Here is a 21,880-nt window from a genome sequence, read left to right as displayed (position 1 = left end):
GGACGGGTCTAGCCGTTCGTCCTAAGGTTTCGCCATGCGCCTTTCCGCCTTCGCCCCGGCCAAGGTCAACCTGTTCCTGCACGTCGGCGGACCCGATGCGGGGGGCTATCACCCGATCTCAAGCCTGATGGTCTTCGCCAACGTCGGCGACGAGGTCTCGCTGCAGGCCAGCGACGCGCCCAGCTTTGAGACCACTGGACCGTTCGGGGCCGGCATTCCGGCGGGCGACGACAATCTGGTCATGCGCGCAGCCCGGGCCTTCCATGCCGGCGCGGCCGCGCCTCTGCCGCCGTTCCGTCTCTTGCTCGACAAGCGCCTGCCGATCGCGGCGGGCCTCGGGGGCGGCTCCAGCGACGCTGGAGCCGCCCTGCGCCTGCTGCGCGACGCTCTGGCTCCAGGCCTCTCCAACGAGGCGCTGGAAGCCATCGCCTCCAGCCTCGGCGCCGATGGCGCCGCCTGCCTGTGGGGGCAGCCTGTATTGGCCGAGGGGCGGGGAGAGCGTCTGTCGCCCGCGCCCGGCCTGCCGTCGCTGAACGCCGTTCTGGTCAATCCGCTGGCGCCGTCGCCGACTGGGGCGGTCTATCGCGCCTATGACGCCGCCATCGCGCCGGAAGGCGAGGCCCGGCCCTGGTTGCCGGACGCCTTCGAAAGCGCCGAGGAAGTCGCCGCCTGGCTGGTCGCGGCCACCCGCAACGATCTGGAGGCGCCCGCCATCGCGCTCGAGCCCCTGATCGGCGAGGTGCTGGACATCCTGCGCGACGAACCCGAGACGCTGATGGCCCGGATGTCGGGCTCGGGCGCCACCTGCTTTGCGCTGTGCGCCGGCGACATCGAGGCCGAAGGGCTGGTCGAACGACTGGAGAGCATGCGACCCGACTGGTGGGTGCGGCGCTGCCGGCTGGACGGTGGCGTCTGACCTAGACCGAGGGCGGTGTAGCGGAGGCTTCGCCGGAATTGCGCGACAGGCCTTCCAGAAGCGTTGCCCACTGCTCGGCGCGCCGATCCCAGTCGCAGGTGCTGCGGAACCACGCCATTTGCTGGTCGATGAAATCCCGGTAGGGCAGAGGATCGGCCCGCACGCGCTCGACCTCGCGAACCAGGGCGCGAGCATAGGCGCCGGACCAGCCGGCCCGGGTGTTGCCGCTGGCCAGCAGGCGACCAAAGCGGCCCGAGGTTTCGCGCAAGGCGCCGATCTCGGCGCCCACCAGCAGGCAGCCCGCCGCGCCGGCCTCCATCATGACGATGCAAGAGGTCTCGATAAAGGTCGTCGGATAGGCCCAAATGTCGGCCGCCAGCATTTCCTCGGTCAGTTTCGACTGGGACAGCCCGCCCACATAGTCGACGCCAGGCAGATTGCGGGCGACCTCATAATAGACCGCGAAGTCGTCCTTTTCAGGCGGAACCTGGTACATCGCCTGATCGGAAAAGATCTTCAGGCGAGCATTGGGCAGCGCCTTGCGGATCGTCGGGAATGACATCAGCAGGAAGTCGAGCCCGCGCCCCGGGGCGCTGGCATAGATCAGCACGGGGTCCTCATTGCGCTCGAGGAAGGTGGGCCGGGTTCTTAACGACCGCGCCATGCTCGGATTGATGGCGTTGCCGATTACCGTGCCGGTCATGCCCCACTTGTTGGCGTAGCTGTCGCGCTGGTAGGCGCTGACGAACACCGTCGTCGTCCAGGCGGCGCGTTCGGTAGGTTCTGCGAAGGGTGCTGCGCCATTGCTGTCCACGGCGTTGTGCTGCCAGTTGACCAGCGGGACCACCACGCCAGCCTGGCGCAGACGCGCAGCGACTGGTCGGGTCAGGACGACAACCGCATCCTGATCGTTGAGTCGCGCGGCGGCGGTTTCAAAGTCAAAGTCCGTGCATCGCACGCCCATGACCACTTCCTCGGTCGCGCCGGGCGACATGAGGCTGACGGCGTGCCCCTGGGCCGCGAGGGCGCTAGAGACGAAGCAGGCTGCCGACTGGGTGCCGCCGAGCGGCCGGAAGAATGGCGTTTCCGGCGTGTAGCGCAGGCCGGATGTATCAACGAATGCGATCTTCACGGCAGTCCCATTAGTCGTTCATCACACGGGTATGAGGTGCATGCGATATGGCTTTCCGGTTGGCAATCCACTTGCCAGCAAAAAGGAATGCTGCTCGGCTTCCTTGTCCCTGGTCCATTGGAGCGCCCATGTATCGCCGCGATCTGCTCGCCGTCGTCCTGACCCTGGTCGCCGCGCCCGCCCTGGCCCAGACAGCCCTGACCACACCTGCCGCGCCCGCCGCGGCAAAGACCGTCCGGGTCAATGTCGAGACCGGGCAGGGCGTCATCGTCATCGAGCTCTATGTCGACCAGGCCCCGATCACCACGGCCAACTTCCTGCGCTATGTCGACCAGAAGCGCTATGACGGCGCCACGTTCTTTCGGGCCTCACGATCGCCGGGGCCTGTCGACTACGGCCTGATCCAGGGCGGGTTGCAGGGCGATCCGGCCAGGGTTCTGAAGCCCATCGCCCACGAGCCGACGACCCAGACGGGGATCAAGCACACCGACGGGGTGGTCTCGATCGCTCGCAATGCGCCGGGCACGGCGACCTCGGATTTCTTCATCTGCGTCGGCGACGCCCCCTATCTGGACGCCGCCCCTGCCGCGCCGGGCGACAATGCCGGCTTCGCGGCGTTCGGCAAGGTGGTTGAGGGCATGGATGTGGTCCACAAGATCATCAACCTGCCGACGCCGGGCGTGGCGGTAAACCCGGTCATGAAGGGCCAGATCCTGGAGCCGCCGGTGCCGATCCTGAAAGCGCGCCGGGCGCCGGTGGCCCCCTAAACGGTCAGCCGTCCGGACAAAAAGAAAGGGCGCGGAGCCAAGCTCCGCGCCCTTCGCCTTTTCAGCTGTGCCGAAGCCTAGCTGTGGTAGGCGCGCTCGCCGTGTTCGGCGATGTCCAGACCTTCTTCTTCGGCGTCCGGCGCGGCGCGGAGACCGATGACCAGCTTGATCAGGAAGAAGACGATGGCCGAAGCAATGGCCGACCAGACGACGGTCAGGCCGACGGCCTTGGCCTGGATCAGGAGTTGAGCGATCGGCTCGTACGAGGCCAGGGCGTCGCAGGTCGAGATATCGCCGTCCTTGGCGCAGGTCGTATAGTCGACGATGCCGGCGCCGCCCCAGACGGGGTTGACCAGCAGGCCGGTGGCCAGGGCGCCGACGATGCCGCCGACGCCGTGGATGCCGAAGGCGTCCAGGCTGTCATCGTACTTCAGCGTGTTTTTCACGACCGAACAGAAGAAGATGCAGAGCGGCGAGACGACCAGACCCAGGATCACAGCGCCCATCGGGCCGGCGAAACCAGCGGCCGGAGTGATGGCGACGAGGCCGGCCACGACGCCAGACGCCAGGCCCAGGGCCGAAGGCTTCTTGCGGGTGACCCACTCCACCAGGATCCACGACAGACCGGCGGCGGCGGTGGCCACGAAGGTGTTGATCATCGCCAGCGAGGCGTAACCGTTGGCTTCGAGGTTGGAGCCGGCGTTGAAGCCGAACCAGCCCACCCACAGCAGACCGGCGCCCACGAGGGTCAGGGTCAGCGAGTGCGGCGGCATCGGTTCCTTGCCATAGCCCTGGCGCTTGCCGAGGATCAGGGCGCCGACGAGGGCGGCGATACCGGCGTTGATGTGCACCACGGTGCCGCCAGCGAAGTCCAGAGCGCCCCAGGCCCAGATTTGACCGGCCTTGATCTGCGCGGTCGGATCATTGGCGATGGCGTCCGGACCCGGCCACCACCAGACCATGTGCGCGATCGGATAGTAGGAGAGCAGGGGCCACAGGACCGCGAAAGCGACGATCGCGGCAAACTTCATCCGCTCGACCAGCGAGCCGATGACCAGCGCGGCGGTGATCGCGGCGAACGTGGCCTGGAAGGCGACGAAGGTCAGTTCCGGGATCACGACGCCGGTCGAGAACGTCGCGACATTGCTGGCCGGAGTCACGTCCTTGAGGAACAGACGACCAAGTCCGCCGACATACTTGTCCCAGCTGCCGCCGTCGGTGAAGGCGAAGCTGTAGCCCCACAGCACCCAGGCGACGAAGCCGATGATGGCGACGGTCGAGACCTGCATCATCACCGACAGCATGTTCTTGGAGCGGACCAGGCCGCCGTAGAACAGGGCCAGGCCCGGCAGGATCATCAGCAGGACCAGGACGGTCGAGGTGAGCATCCAGGCATTGTCGCCCTTGTCCGGAACGGGAGCAGCGGCCGGAGCCGGCGCGGCTTCGGCGGGAGCGGCTTCAGGCGCGGCGGCCACGGGAGCCGGCGCGGCCTCTGCGGGCGCGGCGGCGACCGCAGGCGCAGCCTCCTGGGCGAAGGCCACGGCCCCCATCGGGGCTCCGGCCAGTGTCGCGGCGAGCATCAGCCCGGCCAGCGGTTTGAAGGTCAATTTCATCGTCGGTTATCCCCTATTCCCGATGGCGTTAAAGAGCGGCCGGGCCGGTTTCACCGGTCCGGATGCGCACGGCGTCTTCCACGTTCAGAACGAAGATCTTGCCATCGCCGATCTTGCCCGTGGCCGCCGCGGCCTTCACGGCCTCGACCGCCTTGGCCGCGGACGCATCGTCCACGACCGCTTCCAGTTTTACCTTGGGAACGAAGTTCACTTGGTACTCCGCACCCCGGTAGATTTCGGTCTGGCCCTTCTGGCGGCCGTAACCCTTGACTTCCGACACCGTCAGACCCTCGACGCCAGCGGCGACGAGCGCCTCACGGACCTCGTCGAGCTTGAAGGGTTTGACGACCGCTATGATCAGTTTCATCCGCCTTGCTCCGGCCCGCCGATATCGCGGGCTCCCCTTGCTTGGTTGCCGGGCGCTTTGCGCCCGGGTGATCACCGCCGAAGCCGCCACTACGCGCTGCATCGTTTTCCCCGGCGATGATCACGCTATCGGTCGAGGTCGGCGAGGTGCGGTCGCGCGACAAGGATTTGGAAAGGAAATGGGCAAGACGCCCAAAATCGAAGCATGAGGCGCGGCCGATGCAGAAAAAAGTAGCAACGCCGACAGCTGGGGACGCCCTGACTGTCGGCGACATGCCTGCTGTCGTGCAGCGAGGTCAGAGCCGCGGCCGCAAGGCTGTTCGGCCTCAAGCCCGCCCCGGGGTCACGAGCCCGTGATGATCGGCAACCGGCCTTCGTCCCAGACGTAGTTGAAGCCTGGAACACGAGGAGCTCATCATGTCCATGTCGCGCCTGTTCGCCGTCGCTGCCGCCGCCGCCCTGATGTCCGGCGCCGCCCTGGCCCAAACCACCATCACGACCACCACCACTGCGCCCGTCGATCAGGCGCCGGTCAATCCGGCCGCGCCGCCGGCGATGATGGCCGATCCCAGCATGATGAGCCCCAACCCGGCCACCACGCCCTCGGCCTCGACCCTGGGGACCGACACCGCCGGCGTCGTGCCGATGTCGTCGCAGTCGCCGGAGGTCCAGGCCACCCTGAAGGCCGGAGATCCGAATGTGGTCTCCAATGCGCCGATCGCCGACACCCCCGAGAACCGCGCCAAGTACGGCAAGCCGATGAGCAACGCCGGCAAACGCTCGGCCGCCAAGGGCAACTAGGCCCTTCGCGACAAAGCCAACATCGCTTGAAGCACCAGTCGGCGGGCCCTATGGTCCGCCGACTTTTTTCTGGCCCTGTTCGGACACTGATGTCGCGCCCCAAGCCCACCTCGTTCCAAGCCCTGATCCTGACGCTCCATAACTATTGGAGCGAACATGGCTGCGCGATCCTGCAGCCGCACGACATCGAGGTGGGGGCAGGGACCCTGCACCCGGCCACGGTGCTGCGCGCCCTGGGCCCAAAGCCGTGGAACGCCGCCTATGTGCAGCCCTCGCGCCGTCCGGGCGACGGGCGCTATGGCGAGAACCCCAACCGCCTGCAGCACTATTACCAGTACCAGGTGATCCTGAAGCCCAACCCGCCCAACATGCAGGACCTGTATCTGGGCTCGCTGGAAGCCATCGGCCTGGACCTGCGCCTGCACGACATCCGCTTCGTCGAGGACGACTGGGAAAACCCCACCGTCGGCGCGTGGGGCCTGGGCTGGGAAGTCTGGTGCGACGGCATGGAAGTCAGCCAGTACACCTACTTCCAGCAGGTGGGCGGCCTGGACGTCTCGCCGGTGGCCGGCGAGCTGACCTACGGCCTGGAACGCCTGGCGATGTATGTGTTCGGCGTCGACAACGTCTATGACCTGCCGTTCAACGACCCGCAGTCGCCGCTGGGCGCGATGAGCTATGGCGACGTGTTCCTGGAGAACGAGCGCCAGCACTCGCAAGCCAATTTCCACGGCTATGACGTGGCCGTGCTGAAGGGTCAGTTCGAGGACATGGAACGCCAGGTCCCGCTGATGCTGGCCCGCGACTATCAGGGCAAGTCACTGGTCCTGCCCGCCTACGACATGGTCCTCAAGGCCAGCCACCTTTTCAACCTGATGAACGCCCGCGGCGCGATCGCCGTCGCCGAGCGCGCCAGCTACATCGGACGCATCCGCGACCTTTGTAAGATGTGCGCCTCCGAGTGGGTGAAGCAGCAGGAAGCCGCGTAAGTCACATGCCCCAACTTCTCCTCGAACTGTTCTCCGAAGAAATCCCTGCGCGCATGCAGGCCAATGCCGCGCGCGATCTGGAACGCATGGCGCGCGAGCATCTGGCCGCCGCCGGCTTCCTGCCCGAGGCCCTGAAGACCTTCGCCGGTCCGCGCCGCCTGACCCTGGTGGTCGAGGGGCTGCCCATCGCCCAGGCCGACCGCAAGGAAGAGCTGAAGGGGCCGCGCGTCGGCGCGCCGCCGCAGGCCATGGAAGGCTTCCTGCGCAAGGCCGGCCTGACTCAGGACCAGCTGGTCGAGCGCGACGGCGTCTATATGGCCTTCATCGAGAAGACCGGCCGCCCGACCACCGAGATCATCGCCGAGATGGTGGAAGCCATCGTGCGCGGTTTCGCCTGGCCCAAGTCGATGACCTGGGGCACGTGCAAGCTGCGCTGGGTGCGTCCGCTGAAGCGCATCCTGTGCGTGTTCGACCGCGAGATCGTGCCGTTCAGCATCGAGGGCATCGAGAGCGGCGACATCTCCGAAGGCCACCGGTTCATGGGCCCCCATTCTTCTTTTGGGGCCCAGCCGTTCCGGGTTCGCGACTTCGACGAATACGCCAAGGGCCTGAACGACCACTTCGTCGTGCTGGACGTCGAGGAGCGCAAGGCGCGCATTCTCGAGGGCTGCAAGACCCTGTGCTTCGCCCGCAATCTGGAACTGGTCGAGGACCTGGGCCTGCTGGAGGAAGTCGCCGGCCTCGCCGAATGGCCGACCCCGGTGCTGGGCGACATGGATCCGTCGTTCCTGGACCTGCCGGCCGAGGCGATCCGCACCTCGATGCGGACGCACCAGAAGTATTTCGCCGTCCGCGATCCGGCCCGTGAAGGCCTGGCCCCGCACTTCATCACCATCGCCAACATCGCGGCCGCCGACGGCGGCAAGGTGATCGCCGCCGGCAACGCCAAGGTGCTGTCGGCCCGCCTGTCCGACGCCCGCTTCTTCTGGGACGAAGACCGCAAGGCCGGCAATTTCGAGGAGTGGCTGGAGAAGCTGAACGGCGTCACCTTCCACGCCAAGCTGGGCACCATGGCCGAGCGGGTGAAGCGCATCGAGGCCCTGGCCCGCGAGATCGCGCCGCTGGTCGGCGCTGATGTCGAGAAGGCTGGCACGGCCGCGCGTCTGGCCAAGGCGGATCTGAGCTCGCTGATGGTCGGCGAGTTTCCCGAACTCCAGGGCCTGATGGGCGGCTACTACGCCCGTGAAGCCAATATGGACCCCGAGATCGCCGACGCCATCCGCGACCACTACAAGCCGCAGGGCCCGGCCGACGCGGTCGCGACCGCGCCGCTGAGCGTGGCGGTGGCTTTGGCGGATAAACTGGATACGCTGGTCGGGTTCTTCGCCATCGACGAGAAGCCGACGGGGTCGAAGGACCCCTATGCGCTGCGGCGGGCGGCGTTGGGGGTTATTCGGACGGTGCTGTCGTCAGGAGCGCGCACGCCAATCTCGCAACTCGCGATCAAGGCGTACGGCGCGATTCTTGATCAGGCTGCCCGCAAGCAATTGGCGCGATACCCGTGGCAAAATACCCAAGCTTGGACTGACTTCATACCCAACGGCGAATATGCCGGGCTCAACGAAGTCCTAGCTAAAACGGAAGAGGGCGTTGTCGTGCTTGCCGACGCCAACTCGCTGGGTGTTGGAAACGAGGACGGGCGAGGCTGGACTCATTCGAAGGCCCAGAAGCCGTCGGCTTTGGCTAGAGATGTTGTCGCCTTCTTCGCCGACCGCCTGAAGGTCACCCTCAAGGACCAGGGCAAGCGCCACGACCTCGTCGACGCCGTGTTCGCTCTGGGCGACGACGACCTCGTGCGCATCGTCGCCCGGGTCGAGGCGCTGGACGCCTTCCTGAAGACCGACGACGGCAAGAACCTACTGGCCGGCTACAAGCGCGCCTCCAACATCCTCAAGGCCGAGGAGAAGAAGGGCTGGAAAGCCGAGGGCGAGCGCGGCCTGCTGGACGACGCATCGGCGCCGGAAGCGGCCCTGTACGACGCCCTGCGCATGGTCGAGCCGGCCCTGGCGGCAGCACTGGCCAAGGAAAACTTCACCGGCGCGATGCAGGAACTGGCTGGCCTGCGCGGCCCGGTCGACGCCTTCCTCGACGGCGTGTTCGTCAATTCCGAGGTCCCGGCCGAACGCGACAACCGCCTCAAGACCCTGGCCGCCGTTCGCGACGCCATGGGTCAGGTCGCGGATTTCTCGCTGGTGGCGGGATAGTTCAAGCCACCGATCTATAGACCACCGTCATCCTGGGGCTTGCCCCCGGGACCCATTGGTCCGCCGCACTGCGGAGCAGAATGATTCCCGCAGGGTGAAGCTGAACCATCCCGGGATTAGGTCCCGGGATGACGGGCCAAATTCGGATAGTTTGGGCGCGGACGGAATCTCCCAGATCATGAAACCGTCGCGTTCCGTGAAATCCCAATCAAGACAACGTTGTCATTGGAAAGATTTACCGTTTTTCGGGTCTTTGCTGCGGAACGCAAAGCGCTGGTGGACGCGTTCTTGACCTAAGTGCTAGTGAACGCCCCGGATATTGCAGTGCGGGATCAACGTTCCATGCTTTGTCCCAAGGCAAGACGACCACTCAGAAGGTCGCGGCCTGTTTCACTTATCGCAGGGTGAATTTCATTATGCCGGTTGAGACGCTGACCAAGTCCCGTTGGGTCTATTCGTTCGGAGGGGGTGGCGCTGATGGCGACGCCTCGATGAAGAATCTGCTGGGGGGCAAGGGCGCCAACCTGGCCGAGATGTCGTCGCTGGGCCTGCCGGTGCCGCCAGGCTTTACGGTGACCACCGAGGCCTGCGTGCACTACTACGCCAACGGCAAGCAGTATCCGGCCGAGCTGGCCCAGCAGGTCAATGACGGCCTGGCCACGATCGAAAAGATCACCGGCAAGCTGTTTGGCGACGTGGCCAACCCGCTGCTGGTCTCGGTGCGCTCGGGCGCCCGGGCCTCGATGCCGGGCATGATGGACACCGTCCTGAACTTGGGCCTCAACGACGAGACCGTCGAAGGCCTGGCCAAGCTGTCGGGCGACCGGCGCTTTGCCTATGACAGCTATCGTCGCTTCATCCAGATGTACTCGAACGTCGTGCTCGATCTGGAGCACCACATGTTCGAAGAGATCCTCGACGACCACAAGGATCGCCTGGACATCCATGTCGACACCGGCCTGACCGCCGACCACTGGGCTGCGGTGATCAAGGACTACAAGGCCGCCGTTTCGCGCGAGCTGGGCAAGCCCTTCCCGCAGGACGCCCAGGAACAGCTGTGGGGCGCCGTCGGCGCCGTGTTCGCCAGCTGGATGAACGACCGCGCCAAGTTCTATCGTCGCATGCACGACATCCCCGAGGCCTGGGGCACCGCTGTCAACATCCAGTCGATGGTGTTTGGCAATATGGGCGAGACCTCGGCGACCGGCGTCGCCTTTACCCGCAATCCCTCGAATGGCGACAACCGCCTGTACGGCGAGTTCCTGATCAACGCCCAGGGCGAAGACGTGGTCGCGGGCATCCGCACGCCGCAGTCCCTGACCAAGATCGCCCGCGAAGAGATGGGCGACACGGTGCCGTCGATGGAAGAGGCGATGCCGGTGGTGTTCGCCCAGTTCAAGTCGGTGGTCGAGACGCTGGAGCGTCACTATCGCGACATGCAGGACATCGAGTTCACGGTGGAGCAGGGCACGCTCTACATGCTGCAGACCCGCAACGGCAAACGCACCGCCAAGGCGGCGCTGAAGATCGCCGTCGACATGGCGGCCGAGGGCGTGATCTCGCGCACCGAAGCCATCAACCGCGTCGAGCCGGCTTCGCTGGACCAGCTGCTGCACCCGACCATCGATCCGTCGGCCCAGCGCGACGTGATCGCCACCGGCCTGCCGGCGTCCCCTGGCGCAGCGACCGGCAAGATCGTGTTCGACAGCGACGCCGCCGAAAAGGCCTCGGCCGCCGGCGACAGCGTCATCCTGGTGCGCGAGGAGACCTCGCCCGAGGACATCCACGGCATGCATGCGGCGCGCGGGATCATCACCGCCCGCGGCGGCATGACCAGCCACGCCGCCGTCGTCGCGCGCGGCATGGGCCGTCCCTGCGTCTCGGGCGCCGGTGAAGTCGGCATCTTCCCCAAGGAAGGCCTGTTCCGGGTTCGCGGTCGCGAGTTCAAGGCCGGCGAGATCATCACCATCGACGGTTCGACCGGCGAGATCCTGATGGGCTCGCCCAAGATGATCGAGCCCGAACTGACCGGAGACTTCGCCACCCTGATGGGCTGGGCCGATGCGGTGCGTCGCCTGAAGGTGCGCGCCAACGCCGAGACGCCGCTGGACGCCAAGACCGCGCGCGGTTTCGGGGCCGAGGGCATCGGCCTGTGCCGCACCGAGCACATGTTCTTCGACGACACCCGGATCGCCGCCGTGCGCGAAATGATCCTGGCCGACGACGAGAAGGGCCGCCGTACGGCCCTGGCCAAGATCGCGCCCTTCCAGAAGGCCGACTTTGTCGAGCTGTTCACGATCATGGAAGGCCTGCCGGTCACCATCCGTCTGCTGGATCCGCCGCTGCACGAGTTCCTGCCGCACACCGAGGAAGACGTCGCGGCCGTGGCCTTGGCCACGGGGCTGGACGCCGGCAAGCTGATGCGCCGGGCCAAGGAACTGCACGAGACCAACCCCATGCTGGGCCATCGCGGCTGCCGCCTGGGCGTTTCCTATCCCGAGATCTACGAGATGCAGGTCCGGGCGATCATCGAGGCCGCCTGCGATATTTCCAAGTCTGGCAAGGCCGCGCCGATCCCCGAGATCATGCACCCGCTGGTCGCCAAGGGCGAGGAGATGAAGTACCTGCGCGACCTGACCGACCGCACCGCCAAGGCGGTTCTGGCCGAGCAGGGCATCGCCATCGAATACACCGTCGGCACCATGATCGAGCTGCCCCGCGCCGCTCTGCGCGCCGCCGACCTGGCCGCCAATGCCGAGTTCTTCAGCTTTGGCACCAACGACCTGACCCAGACCACGTTCGGCATCAGCCGCGACGACGCCGGCAAGTTCCTGGCCGCCTATATCGACAAGGGCATCTTCGACAAGGACCCCTTCGTCAGCCTCGACCAGGAAGGCGTGGGCGATCTGATCCGCATCGCCGCCGAGCGCGGTCGCGCGGCCCGTCCGGACGTCAAGCTGGGCATCTGCGGCGAACATGGCGGCGATCCCGCCTCGATCACCTTCTGCGAAAGTGTCGGCCTGGACTACGTGTCGTGCTCGCCCTACCGCGTGCCGATCGCCCGTCTGGCGGCGGCCCAGGCGGCTCTGGCCAACAAGTAGGCCAGGCGGCCTGCCGGTAACAATCAGGGGCGGTCGCCGATCCGGCGGCCGCCCCTTTTTGCATTGCTGAACATTGTTATCGATTTGCCGCGCGCCATGGTTAAGCTCCCGCCGTCCCCGCGAAGACGGGGTTAGACACTTGGGAGAAACACCATGCGAACCTTGATGATGACGGCCGTCCTGGCCCTGGGGATCAGCGGCGCGGCCTTGGCCGATCCGATGGCCAGCGCCTATGGCAACACGGTCGCGATCACCTATCCCAACGGCGCGGTGGCGAAGATGTTCGTCGACGCCGACGGCCAGTACACCACCAAGGGTCCCGACGGCTCGACCATGAAGGGCTCGTGGAAGATCGACGGCGCAAACACCTGCTTCACCCAGACCGACCCGGCGCCGCCGGCCGGCATGGGCGCCAATTGCAGCCCGACCGCCGAGAAGAAGGTCGGTGACAGCTGGACCGCCCCCGGTCCGAACGGCTCGACGATCACTGTCAGCATCGTCGCTGGGCGCTGACCCTGGAGGGCCGTCCCGGATCCGTGGCGGCCCATTCCATGTCGAAAGTCGCTTAAGGTTGAACAACCTTGTCATCCCGGCCAAGCGGTAGAGCGCCGGGCCGGGATGGCAAAGATTTGACACTTAGCCGTGCAGCTTGATCGCGGTCTCGGCGATCTTGCGGCCCTGATAGCGGGCGCCGGTCAGTTCGTTCTCGCTGGGCTGACGCGAGCCGTCGCCGCCGGCGATGGTGGTGGCGCCGTAGGGGCTGCCGCCGGTGACTTCGTCGATCTTCATCTGGCCGGTATGACCATAGTCGAGGCCGACGATCACCATGCCAAAGTGCAGCAGGTTGGTGATGATCGAGAACAGCGTGGTTTCCTGACCGCCGTGCTGCGAAGCCGTCGAGGTAAAGGCGCCGCCGACCTTGCCGTTCAGGGCGCCGCGCGCCCACAGGCCGCCGGCCTGATCGAGGAAGGCCGCCATCTGCGACGACATCCGGCCAAAGCGGGTGCCCGTACCGATGATCACAGCGTCATAGTCGGCCAGTTCGGCAACCGTGGCGACGGGGGCGGCCTGGTCGAGCTTGAAGTGGGCGGCCTTGGCGACCTCCAGCGGCGCGGTCTCCGGGACGCGCCTGATGTCGACGGTCGCGCCGGCTTCGCGGGCGCCTTCGGCCACGGCCTGAGCCATGGTTTCGATGTGACCGTAGGACGAATAGTAGAGGACGAGAACCTTGGCCATGATGGCCTCCTTGGATTGGCAATGGGGGAGCCGGGCGGGGCAGAGCTGAGGGCTCGCCCCGCCGGGGAATGAACAGAGGGCTTGCGTTTAGGCGGCGTCGACCAGAACCAGCTCGGCGTCTTCGAGCGCGGTGACGGTGATCAAGTCCTCGCCGGTGATGGCCGCGCCGTCGCGCGCGTCGAGTTGAACGCCGTTGACGGTGACCGAGCCGACCGCCGGCACCAGATAGGCGTGACGGCTCTTGCCCAGGTCGTAGGTCGTGCTTTCGCCGGCCTTCAGGGTGGCGCCCAGAACGCGAGCGTCGGTGCGGATCGGCAGAACGTCGCCGTCATTGTCAAAGCCGCTGGCCAGGGTCACGAACTTGCCCGAGCGGTCGCCCTTGGGGAAAGGCTTGGCGCCCCAGGACGGCGCGCCGCCCGTGCGGTTGGGCTCGATCCAGATCTGGAAGATCCGGGTGGGTTCGGATTCCAGATTGTATTCCGAGTGCCGGATGCCGGTGCCGGCGCTCATCACCTGGACGTCGCCCGCCTCTGTGCGCCCCGTATTGCCCAGATTGTCCTGGTGGGTGATCGCGCCGCTGCGCACATAGGTGATGATCTCCATGTCCGAGTGCGGGTGCGGCGGGAAGCCGGTATTGGGGGCGATCTCGTCGTCGTTCCACACCCGCAGGGCGCCCCAGTTCATGTTCCTGGGGTCGTAGTAGCTGGCGAAGGAAAAGTGATGCTTGGCCTTCAGCCAACCGTGGTCAGCGCCGCCCAGTGTGTCGAACTTCCTGCGATCGATCATGGCCTTAACTCCTGGAGCCCGGTCGCCGGGCTCGTTCTCGAAAAGCGCGCCGACATCGGCGCCGCTTGCTTGAGGAGAAGATAGCGATCAGGATTGATATCGAAATAGAAACTATCGAAATCTATTGTTTCCAAAATGAGCAAGCTGCCTGATCTCGAGGGCCTGGCGATCTTCGCCAAGGTGGTGGAGCTGCGGTCCTTTGCCGGGGCGGCCGAGGAACTGGGACTGTCCAAGGCGACGGTCTCCAAGGCCGTCACCCGACTGGAAACGCGGCTGGGCGCTCGATTGTTCAATCGCACCTCAAGGCGCCTGGCCCTGACCGACGCCGGCCAGAGCCTGGTCGAGCCGGCGACGCGCGTCCTGGTCCAGGGCGAGGCGGCCGAGAACGCGGCCATGGCCCAGTCGGCTGCGCCGCGCGGGCTGGTGCGTCTGGCGGTCCCGATGTCTTTTGGCCTGTCGGACGTCGCGCCGATCCTGCCGGAGTTCCTGGCCGCCTATCCCGAGGTCTCGGTCGACCTGCATCTCAGCGACGCCATGGTGGACCTGGTCGGCATGGGCTTCGACGCCGCGCTTCGGATTGCCGCCCTGCCGGATTCGTCGCTGGTGGCGCGGCGACTGCGGTCGGTGAAGCGCTATGTGGTTGGCGCGCCCAGCTATCTGGCGCGGCGCGGCCGTCCGATCCATCCCGGCCACCTGGCCGAGCATTGCTGCCTCGGTTACGCCTACCTGCCGACGCCCGACACCTGGCGGTTCGTCAATGCGGCCGGGGAGGAGGCTTCGGTGCGTCCGGCCGGACCGCTGCGGGTCAACAATGCCGACGCCCTGATGCCGGCCCTGCTGGCGGGGCAGGGGCTGGCGGTGCTGCCGGATTTCATCGCCGACGCGGCCTTGACCGATGGCCGGCTGGAAGCGGTGATGCCCGACTGGACCCCGCCACTCATCGCGCTGCATCTGGTCATGCCGCCTGGCGGCCCCCGGCCCGCCCGGGTCGAGGCGCTGACGGCCTTCCTGACCTCGGCGCTGGGCGCCAAGGGGCGGGGTTCTACAGGCTATCCACCTGGGCCGGGGTGAAGGCCCCGACCTGTAGCGGGCTCATCGCGGCGATATTGGTCGCCGAGAGCCAGTCCAGTTGGGTGACCGTCAGGCCGGGAATCTGGGTCGGCGTCAGATAGCCGACCTGGGTCGTGGTCAGCCCGCCGATCACCGTGGTCGACAGGGCCGAGACCTGGGTAGCGGTCAGGGCCCCGATCTGCGTGCTGTTCAGGCCGTTGAAGTCGTCCAGGGTCAGGCTGCGCACTTGATAGGCCGACAGGCCGCGCATCGCCGTCGCGCTGATCGAGCCGATCTGGGTGGTGTCCAGGGCCGCCAGATTGGTCACGGACAGGGATCCGATCTGCGACGCCGACAGGCCGCCGATCTGGGTGGCCGAGAGCTCCCCGATATCGGTCGTGCTCAAGCCGCCGAGCTGGGTGGAGGTCAGGCCGCCCAGCTGGGTCGTGGACAGGCCCTGGACCTGGGTGGCGTTGAAGCCAGAGATATTGCCCGTCGAGATCCCGCTGACCTGGCTCGCCGTCAGATCGGCGATCTGGGTCATCGACAGTTCGGCGAAATCGCCAGAGCCCAGGCCGCCCAACTGGGTTGCGGTCAGACCCGCGAACTGGGTGCTGCTGAGCGCTCCGATCTGGGTGCTGGTCAGGGCATTGAGGTTGGTGGTCGACAGGGCGCCCAGCTGCGAAGCCGTCAGTCCGCCAACCTGGGTCGCCGACAGCTCGGCGAAGTCGGTGGCGCTCAAGCTTCCGATCTGGGTGGTCGTCAGGCCGGCGATCTGGCTGGCGCTGAAGCCTGCCACCTGGGTTGCCGTCAGGGTCGAGAGGCCGGTGGCGTTGAGCCCGCCCAGCTGGGTGGCGTTCAGGACGCTGACCTGGGTGTCGGACAGGCTCGAGACCTGGGTCCCGCTCAGGCCGGAGACCTGGGCGGCCGACAGGGCGCCGATCTGGGTGGTCGCCATCCCGTCCAGCTGGGGCGCACTCAGAGCGCCGATCTGGCTGGCGGTCATGCCGCCAATCTGGGTCGTCGACAGGGCGGCCAGCTGAGCGGCGGCGAAGGCGGCGATGGCCACGGCCTCCAGGGCCCCGATCTGGCTGGCCGCAAGACCGCCGATCTGGCTGGCGGCCAGCTCGCCGATATCGGTGGTGCTGAGGCCCGCCATCTGGCTTGCCGTCAGGCCGGTCAGCTGGGTGACATCCAGCGAAGCGACCTGGGTGGCGTTCAGGCCCGAGAAGCTGGTGGCCGACAAGGCGCCGACCTGGGTGGCGGTGAACACGTCCAGCTTCGCGGCGTCCAGACTGGCCAGCTGCGTCGAGGTCATGGCCCCGACCAGTTCGCCGCTGAAGGCCGCCAGCTGCTGGGCGTTGAACGCCACGCCCGCGCCGAAGCTGGGAATCTGGGTCGCCGACAGTCCCTTGACCTGGGTGGCGGAGAGGGCTTCGACCTGGGTGACGTCGAGCACGGCCACTGCCGAGGCGCTGATCGCCCCGACCTGGGTGCTGCTGAGGGTGGCGAGCTTGGTCGTCGACAGATCGTCAATGATCGTCGTCGGGAGCGCTGCGATCTGCGCGGCCGAGAGATATGAGATCGGCAAAGGGCTCGTCCTGACCGAAGGTTTGTCGCGGCCGTTGCTTCGACCCGGGCCTCGTTATGAAAGGCTTAACTCTCAGGCTAGGTGGAAAGCGAGATTCGGTCCACGTGACAAAACAGACCAGCCCAATCCTTGATTGACGGCTAGTCTGATGCGTCAGGCGGCTGGTCTGGCGGTCGCTTGCATGGTCCAGAGGTCGAGGTCGGTCTCACGGGCAATCAGGGCCAGGCCCGAGGCGATCGACTCGAACTCTCCGCCGCTCTCGATCCGGTCGGCCGGGAACCGGCGATGGAAGATGTCGCGCACCGCCGGCACGAACGAACTGCCGCCGGTCAGGAACACGCGGTCCACCTGGTCGGGCGCGAGGTTGGCGCGGGCCAGGGCCTGATCGACCGCCTTTTCGATCGCTGTCAACTCCGGGGAGATCCAGCCCTCGAACGTGGTCCGTTCAACCTCATGCTCGATCAGGATCGTACCGGCCTCGAAGCGGAAGGTGGCGCGTTCGTTGGCCGACAGCGCCTCCTTCAGGGCCGAGACCGAGCGATAGAGGGCGTAGCCGTGATTGTCGTCCAGCACCTCGATCAGGCGGCTGATCTTCTCGGGTTCCATCGCCGTCTTTTCCAGCGAGCGGATGTCGCGCATGTCGCGCGAGGCTCGCAGCAAGGCCAACTGATCCCAGCGGGCGAAGGCGGTGTAATAGCGCTGCGGAATGGGCAGGCGATTGTCGAAGGCGCGGTACAGCGAGCCCTTGCCCAGAGCCGGCGAGACCAGCTGGTCGATGATCCGATAGTCGAAGGCGTCGCCCGCCACGCCCACGCCGGAATGGCTGAGCGGGGTCGAGCGCAGCGTGCCGTCGGCCTCGCGCTCGAAGCGGACGAGCGAGAAGTCGCTGGTGCCGCCGCCGAAGTCGGCGACCAGCACGGTGGCGTCCTGCTTCAGCTGGCGCGCGAAGAAGAAGGCCGCGCCGACCGGCTCATAGGCATAGCGAATATCGGTGAAGCCCAGGCGCGCGAAGGCCGCCTCATAGCGCTGCAGGGCCAGGGTCTCATCGGGATTGCCGCCGGCGAAGGTGACGGGTCGGCCGACGATGACGCGCGGCGGCAGCTTGGCCATGGCCTCGCCCGCGTGCTCGCGCACCTTCAGCAGGAAGGCGGCCAGCAGGTCCTCGAACAGATAGCGCTTGTTGAGGATGCGGGTCTCGGTGAAGGCGGCGCTGGCGGCAAAGCTCTTGAACGACTGGATGAACCGCGTCTCCAGCGGATCCTCCAGATAGGCCTCGATCGCCCAGGGACCGGCCTCGACCACCCGCTCATTGGGCCTGCCGTCGTCGCCCTGCAGGGTGTGAAAGCTCAGCGCCGAGCGGAACGCGAACAGGTCGCCTTCGCCGGTCGGGAACCGCACCAGGCGCGCGGAGCCGTCGCCGTGCGTCATCGAGACGACGGTGTTGGTGGTGCCAAAATCTATGCCGATCGTCGGCGTAGCGACGGACGTCATTGGGTCAACCGGGCTCTGGGATGGGGGCGAGTTCCTAGCCGTTGCCAGACGCAGGTTCAAGGGTCAGCGCGGCGTTTGATTGACTTCCTCGGGCGGCTCCTATGGAAGGACGCGATGGAACAGTTCGATGTCTTGGTGATCGGAGCCGGCGCTGCCGGCATGATGTGCGCGATCGAGGCGGGCAAGCGCGGGCGTTCCGTGCTGGTCGTCGATCATGCCAAGGCCCCTGGCGAGAAGATCCGCATCAGTGGCGGCGGACGGTGCAACTTCACCAACATCCACGCCACGGCGGCCAATTTCCTGTCGGCCAATCCCAAGTTCTGTGTCTCGGCCCTGCGCCGCTATCGGCCGCGCGACTTCATCGCCCTGGTCGACAAATACGCTATCGCCTATCACGAGAAGACGCTGGGCCAGCTGTTCTGCGACGGCTCGGCCATGCAGATCATCACCATGCTGCTGACCGAGATGAAGGCCGCGCGCTGCGAACTGCGGCTGGAAACCGGCGTCGACCGGATCGCCAAGGTCGAGAGCGGCTTCGAGCTGGCCCTGTCCAGCGGCGCCAATGTGCGCTGCCAGTCTCTGGTGGTGGCCTGCGGCGGCAAGTCGATCCCCAAGATGGGCGCGACGGGTCTGGGCTATGAGATCGCCAAACAGTTCGGGGTGGGCGTTGTCGAGACTCGCCCGGCGCTGGTGCCCCTGACCTTCGAGGTCAAGACGCTGGAACGCCTGGTCCCGCTGTCGGGCGTGGCCCTGGACGCCGTGGTCGCCCACGGCAAGACGAAGTTCCAGGAAGGCATGCTGTTCACCCACCGCGGCCTGTCGGGGCCCTCGATCCTGCAGATCTCGTCCTATTGGCGGGAAGGCGACGAGATCCGGGTCGACATGGCGCCGGGCGTCGACGCCCTGGCCGCCCTGAAGGCGGCGCGCACCGCCACGCCGCGCCGGGCGGTCTCGACCGTGATGGCCACCCTTTTGCCGCAGCGCGTGGCCCAGATCGTCTCCGACGACGAGGGCGCGCAAGGCAATATCGCCGACTGTTCGGACAAGGTGCTGGGTCGTCTGGCTGCAGCGGTCAACGCCTGGACCTTCAAGCCGGTCGGCTCGGAAGGCTACCGCACGGCGGAAGTCACCCTGGGCGGGGTCGACACCAATGACCTCGACTCGCGCACGCTGCAGGCCAAGGAGGTTCCGGGCCTCTATTTCATCGGCGAGGTGGTGGATGTCACCGGCTGGCTAGGCGGCTTCAATTTCCAGTGGGCCTGGGCGTCGGGCTGGAGCGCCGGGCAGGCGGTCTAGAGCCCTGTCGCCCTGACTTCGTCAGGTCGGGCTCTAGCTCCTTGTTTTAACGCATTTTCTTCACGCGAACCGGCGTCCGCTTCGCTCGAAAATGCTCAGGGCGACCAAAGAAAAAGGCCTCTCCGAAGAGAGGCCTTTTCCAGAACTACTTCTTCTTGAAGGGCTTACCCGCCGGCTTGCCGCCGTCGAAGCCCTTGGCCTTGAAGGGCTTGGGGCCCTTGAACGGCTTGGCGGGACCCTCGCCGCGCGGCTTGGCCGTATAGGTGGTCTGCGGACCCGAAGCCTTTTCGCCGAACGCCTTGGGCGCGCCAAACGCCTTGGGCGCTGCGCCCGCGCGGGGCTTGAAGTCGCGCTTGGGACCGTCATCGCGGCCTTCTGTGCGCGGCTTGTAGGCGCGCTTGGCGCCGCCTTCGGAATCGGTCGGCGAGTAGGGACGCGGGGCATCGTCACGCGGCGCGCGCGGCTTGAAGTCGCGCGGAGCATCGTCGCGCTTGAACTCGGTGCGCGGCTTGAAGTCACGCGGCGCGGCGTTGTCGCGGTCGCGAGGCGGGCGAGCCTTATAGTCGCCCTTGGGCTCTTCGCCCTTGCCGTACGGCTTGGCGTTGCTGAAGCCGTCGTCGCCATAGGTCGAGGGACGCGGGGTGTGGTCGCGCGAGCCCGGCGCATTGGCGCGCGGGGCGCGGGGAGCGTCGTCGCGGGGGGGGCGCGGCTTGTATTCACGCGGCGCGTCGTCGTCGCGAGGCGGACGCGGCGCATATTCCTTGCGCGGACCGCTGTCGCGCGCGGCCGGAGCCGCCGTCGGGGTGATGGCGACGTCGTCACGGACGGTGGCCTGAACCGCCGCGCCGAACTTTACCGCCGCTTCGGCCGAGATCTCGAACTTGGTGTCGTAGTCGAAGATCCGGATCGAGCCGATATCCTTCTTGGTCACGTGGCCCAGACGGCAGATCAGCGGGATCAGCCACTTGGGGTCGGCGTTGTTGCGACGGCCGGTGTTGAGGCGGAACCACTCGGCGCCGTTCATGTCGCTGCGCGGCTCGCGCTCGGGGCGGTCACCGCCGAAGTCGCGTTGTTCGCCGCCAAATTCACGCGGCTCGCGGCTGCGCGGGCCCGGATCGGCGCCGTGGCGCGGGTCGTCATAGATTTCTTCGGGGGCCGGCAGCTTGGCGCGGCGGGTGCGGATCAGCGCCGAGGCTAGTTCCAGCGGCGTGCGCTTTTCCAGCATCACTTCAGCCAGGGCCGCGTCTTCCTCGGTCGAGACCTCGGAGAAGATCGGATCGTCGAGCAGGCGCTCGGTGTCCTTGACGCGGATCTCGTCGGCGGTCGGGGCGCCGCCCCAGTGACCTTCGACGCCGGCGGCCATCAGCAGCTGCTCGGCCTTGCGACGACGGGTATAGGGCACGACCAGGGCGCTGACGCCCTTCTTGCCGGCCCGGCCAGTGCGGCCCGAACGGTGCAGCAGGGTGGCCTTGTTGACCGGCAGTTCGGCGTGGATGACCAGACCGAGGTCTGGCAGGTCGAGACCGCGCGCGGCGACGTCGGTGGCGACGCAGACGCGGGCATGGCCGTCGCGCAGGGCTTGCAGGGCGTCGGCGCGTTCACGTTGCGACAGCTCGCCCGACAGGCCGACCACAGCGAAGCCGCGCTCGCGCAGCTTGGAGTGCATGGCGCGGACGCTTTCGCGGGTGTTGCAGAACACCAGGGCGCCGGGGCTTTCGAAATAGCGCAGCAGGTTGACGATCGCGTGCTCGATCTCGTTGGGCGCGACCCGCACGGCGCGATATTCGATATCGCGGTGCGGTTCGTTGCGGCCGACGGTGTCGATGCGCAGGGCGTCGTTCTGATAGCTTTTGGCCAGCTGCACGATCTCGCGCGCCAGGGTGGCCGAGAACAGCAGGGTGCGGCGCTCGGCCGGGGCGGCGTCGAGGATGAATTCCAGGTCTTCGCGGAAACCCATGTCGAGCATCTCGTCGGCCTCGTCGAGGACGGCGACCTTCAGCTCAGACAGGTCCAGGTGGCCGCGCTCGATGTGGTCGCGCAGACGGCCGGGGGTGCCGACCACGATGTGGGCGCCCCAGTTCAGGGCCCGCTGCTCGCGGCGAGCGTCCATGCCGCCCACGCAGTTGACGACCACGGCGCCGGCGTCGGCGTACAGCCACGTCAGCTCGCGATTGACCTGGATGGCCAGTTCGCGGGTCGGGGCGATGACCAGGCACATCGGCGGGCCGGCCTTGGAGAACTTTTCGGCGTCGCCCAGCAGGGTGGTGGCGGCGGCCAAGCCAAAGGCCACGGTCTTGCCCGAGCCGGTCTGGGCGCTGACCAGCAGGTCGCGGCCGACGGCTTCTTCTTCCAGCACGGCGGCCTGGACGGGGGTGGGCTCAGCATAACCCTGAGCAGCTAGTGCCCGCTCAAGAGCGGGGTGGGAGGCGGGGAAGGGCATATAGGTCCAATTCGGTTCAAGCGGACGGCACACACACACGT

General features: G+C 66.9%; 17 protein-coding genes. 9 read left to right on the top strand and 8 right to left on the bottom strand.

From position 1 onward, the window contains the following. The first annotated feature begins 34 nt into the window (after positions 1-34). Positions 35-916, top strand: a complete 882-nt coding sequence (locus tag ACW17Z_RS01365; RefSeq protein ID WP_492057299.1) for a 4-(cytidine 5'-diphospho)-2-C-methyl-D-erythritol kinase — start codon at positions 35-37, stop codon at positions 914-916. A 1-nt stretch (position 917) separates the two neighbouring features. On the opposite strand, the gene ACW17Z_RS01360 is transcribed toward ACW17Z_RS01365, so the two are convergent. Continuing rightward, on the bottom strand, positions 918-2,048 hold the full coding sequence (locus ACW17Z_RS01360) for a glycosyltransferase family 4 protein (protein WP_492057298.1): 1,131 nt from the start codon (positions 2,046-2,048) through the stop codon (positions 918-920). A 128-nt stretch (positions 2,049-2,176) separates the two neighbouring features. Between ACW17Z_RS01360 and ACW17Z_RS01355 the strand changes: the two genes are divergently transcribed. Further along, positions 2,177-2,815, top strand: a complete 639-nt coding sequence (locus ACW17Z_RS01355) for a peptidylprolyl isomerase (RefSeq protein WP_492057297.1) — start codon at positions 2,177-2,179, stop codon at positions 2,813-2,815. A 77-nt stretch (positions 2,816-2,892) separates the two neighbouring features. On the opposite strand, the gene ACW17Z_RS01350 is transcribed toward ACW17Z_RS01355, so the two are convergent. Both ACW17Z_RS01350 and ACW17Z_RS01345 read right to left on the bottom strand, forming a co-directional pair. Continuing rightward, on the bottom strand, positions 2,893-4,428 hold the full coding sequence (locus tag ACW17Z_RS01350) for an ammonium transporter (RefSeq protein ID WP_419316922.1): 1,536 nt from the start codon (positions 4,426-4,428) through the stop codon (positions 2,893-2,895). Between the two features lie 28 nt (positions 4,429-4,456). Then, complete coding sequence (locus ACW17Z_RS01345) at positions 4,457-4,795, bottom strand: P-II family nitrogen regulator (protein ID WP_062146628.1); 339 nt, start codon at positions 4,793-4,795, stop codon at positions 4,457-4,459. A 416-nt stretch (positions 4,796-5,211) separates the two neighbouring features. Between ACW17Z_RS01345 and ACW17Z_RS01340 the strand changes: the two genes are divergently transcribed. The 5 genes from ACW17Z_RS01340 to ACW17Z_RS01320 all read left to right on the top strand — a co-directional run bounded on the left by ACW17Z_RS01340 (position 5,212) and on the right by ACW17Z_RS01320 (position 12,462). Beyond that, positions 5,212-5,595: a hypothetical protein gene (locus tag ACW17Z_RS01340; protein WP_492057296.1), complete on the top strand. Its 384-nt coding sequence runs from the start codon at positions 5,212-5,214 to the stop codon at positions 5,593-5,595. An 89-nt stretch (positions 5,596-5,684) separates the two neighbouring features. Next, entirely contained in the window at positions 5,685-6,584 is a 900-nt protein-coding gene (locus tag ACW17Z_RS01335; RefSeq protein ID WP_419316915.1) for a glycine--tRNA ligase subunit alpha, read from the top strand. 5 nt (positions 6,585-6,589) lie between these two features. Further along, positions 6,590-8,848: a glycine--tRNA ligase subunit beta gene (glyS, locus tag ACW17Z_RS01330; protein WP_492057295.1), complete on the top strand. Its 2,259-nt coding sequence runs from the start codon at positions 6,590-6,592 to the stop codon at positions 8,846-8,848. Between the two features lie 416 nt (positions 8,849-9,264). Next, entirely contained in the window at positions 9,265-11,949 is a 2,685-nt protein-coding gene (gene ppdK / locus ACW17Z_RS01325) for a pyruvate, phosphate dikinase (RefSeq protein ID WP_419316911.1), read from the top strand. A gap of 153 nt (positions 11,950-12,102) precedes the next feature. After that, a complete protein-coding gene (locus ACW17Z_RS01320) occupies positions 12,103-12,462 on the top strand; it encodes a hypothetical protein (protein ID WP_419316910.1) in 360 nt (119 codons plus the stop codon). A gap of 123 nt (positions 12,463-12,585) precedes the next feature. Here the strand turns inward: ACW17Z_RS01320 and wrbA are convergent, their stop codons facing one another. After that, positions 12,586-13,185, bottom strand: a complete 600-nt coding sequence (gene wrbA / locus ACW17Z_RS01315; protein WP_419316909.1) for an NAD(P)H:quinone oxidoreductase — start codon at positions 13,183-13,185, stop codon at positions 12,586-12,588. An 87-nt stretch (positions 13,186-13,272) separates the two neighbouring features. Continuing rightward, positions 13,273-13,971: a pirin family protein gene (locus ACW17Z_RS01310; protein ID WP_492057294.1), complete on the bottom strand. Its 699-nt coding sequence runs from the start codon at positions 13,969-13,971 to the stop codon at positions 13,273-13,275. A 135-nt stretch (positions 13,972-14,106) separates the two neighbouring features. Between ACW17Z_RS01310 and ACW17Z_RS01305 the strand changes: the two genes are divergently transcribed. Next, a complete protein-coding gene (locus ACW17Z_RS01305) occupies positions 14,107-15,042 on the top strand; it encodes a LysR family transcriptional regulator (protein WP_492057293.1) in 936 nt (311 codons plus the stop codon). Here ACW17Z_RS01305 and ACW17Z_RS01300 read toward each other — a convergent pair. Together ACW17Z_RS01300 and ACW17Z_RS01295 are read right to left on the bottom strand one after the other, a co-directional pair. Further along, a complete protein-coding gene (locus ACW17Z_RS01300) occupies positions 15,014-16,612 on the bottom strand; it encodes a beta strand repeat-containing protein (RefSeq protein ID WP_492057292.1) in 1,599 nt (532 codons plus the stop codon). The two genes, ACW17Z_RS01305 and ACW17Z_RS01300, sit on opposite strands and share 29 nt — an antisense overlap. 153 nt (positions 16,613-16,765) lie before the next feature. After that, complete coding sequence (locus ACW17Z_RS01295) at positions 16,766-18,103, bottom strand: Hsp70 family protein (protein ID WP_492057291.1); 1,338 nt, start codon at positions 18,101-18,103, stop codon at positions 16,766-16,768. A gap of 114 nt (positions 18,104-18,217) precedes the next feature. On the opposite strand from ACW17Z_RS01295, the gene ACW17Z_RS01290 reads away from it, so the two are divergent. Beyond that, entirely contained in the window at positions 18,218-19,399 is a 1,182-nt protein-coding gene (locus tag ACW17Z_RS01290; protein WP_492057290.1) for a BaiN/RdsA family NAD(P)/FAD-dependent oxidoreductase, read from the top strand. Positions 19,400-19,544: 145 nt separating this feature from the next. On the opposite strand, the gene ACW17Z_RS01285 is transcribed toward ACW17Z_RS01290, so the two are convergent. After that, positions 19,545-21,839, bottom strand: coding sequence for a DEAD/DEAH box helicase (locus ACW17Z_RS01285; protein ID WP_492057289.1), 2,295 nt, complete (start codon positions 21,837-21,839; stop codon positions 19,545-19,547). Positions 21,840-21,880 lie beyond the last annotated feature (41 nt).

The organism is Caulobacter sp. GSs2, assembly GCF_058680895.1.
The sequence above is the reverse complement of the archived record's forward strand: the minus strand, read 5'-3'. Positions and strand labels throughout refer to the sequence as shown.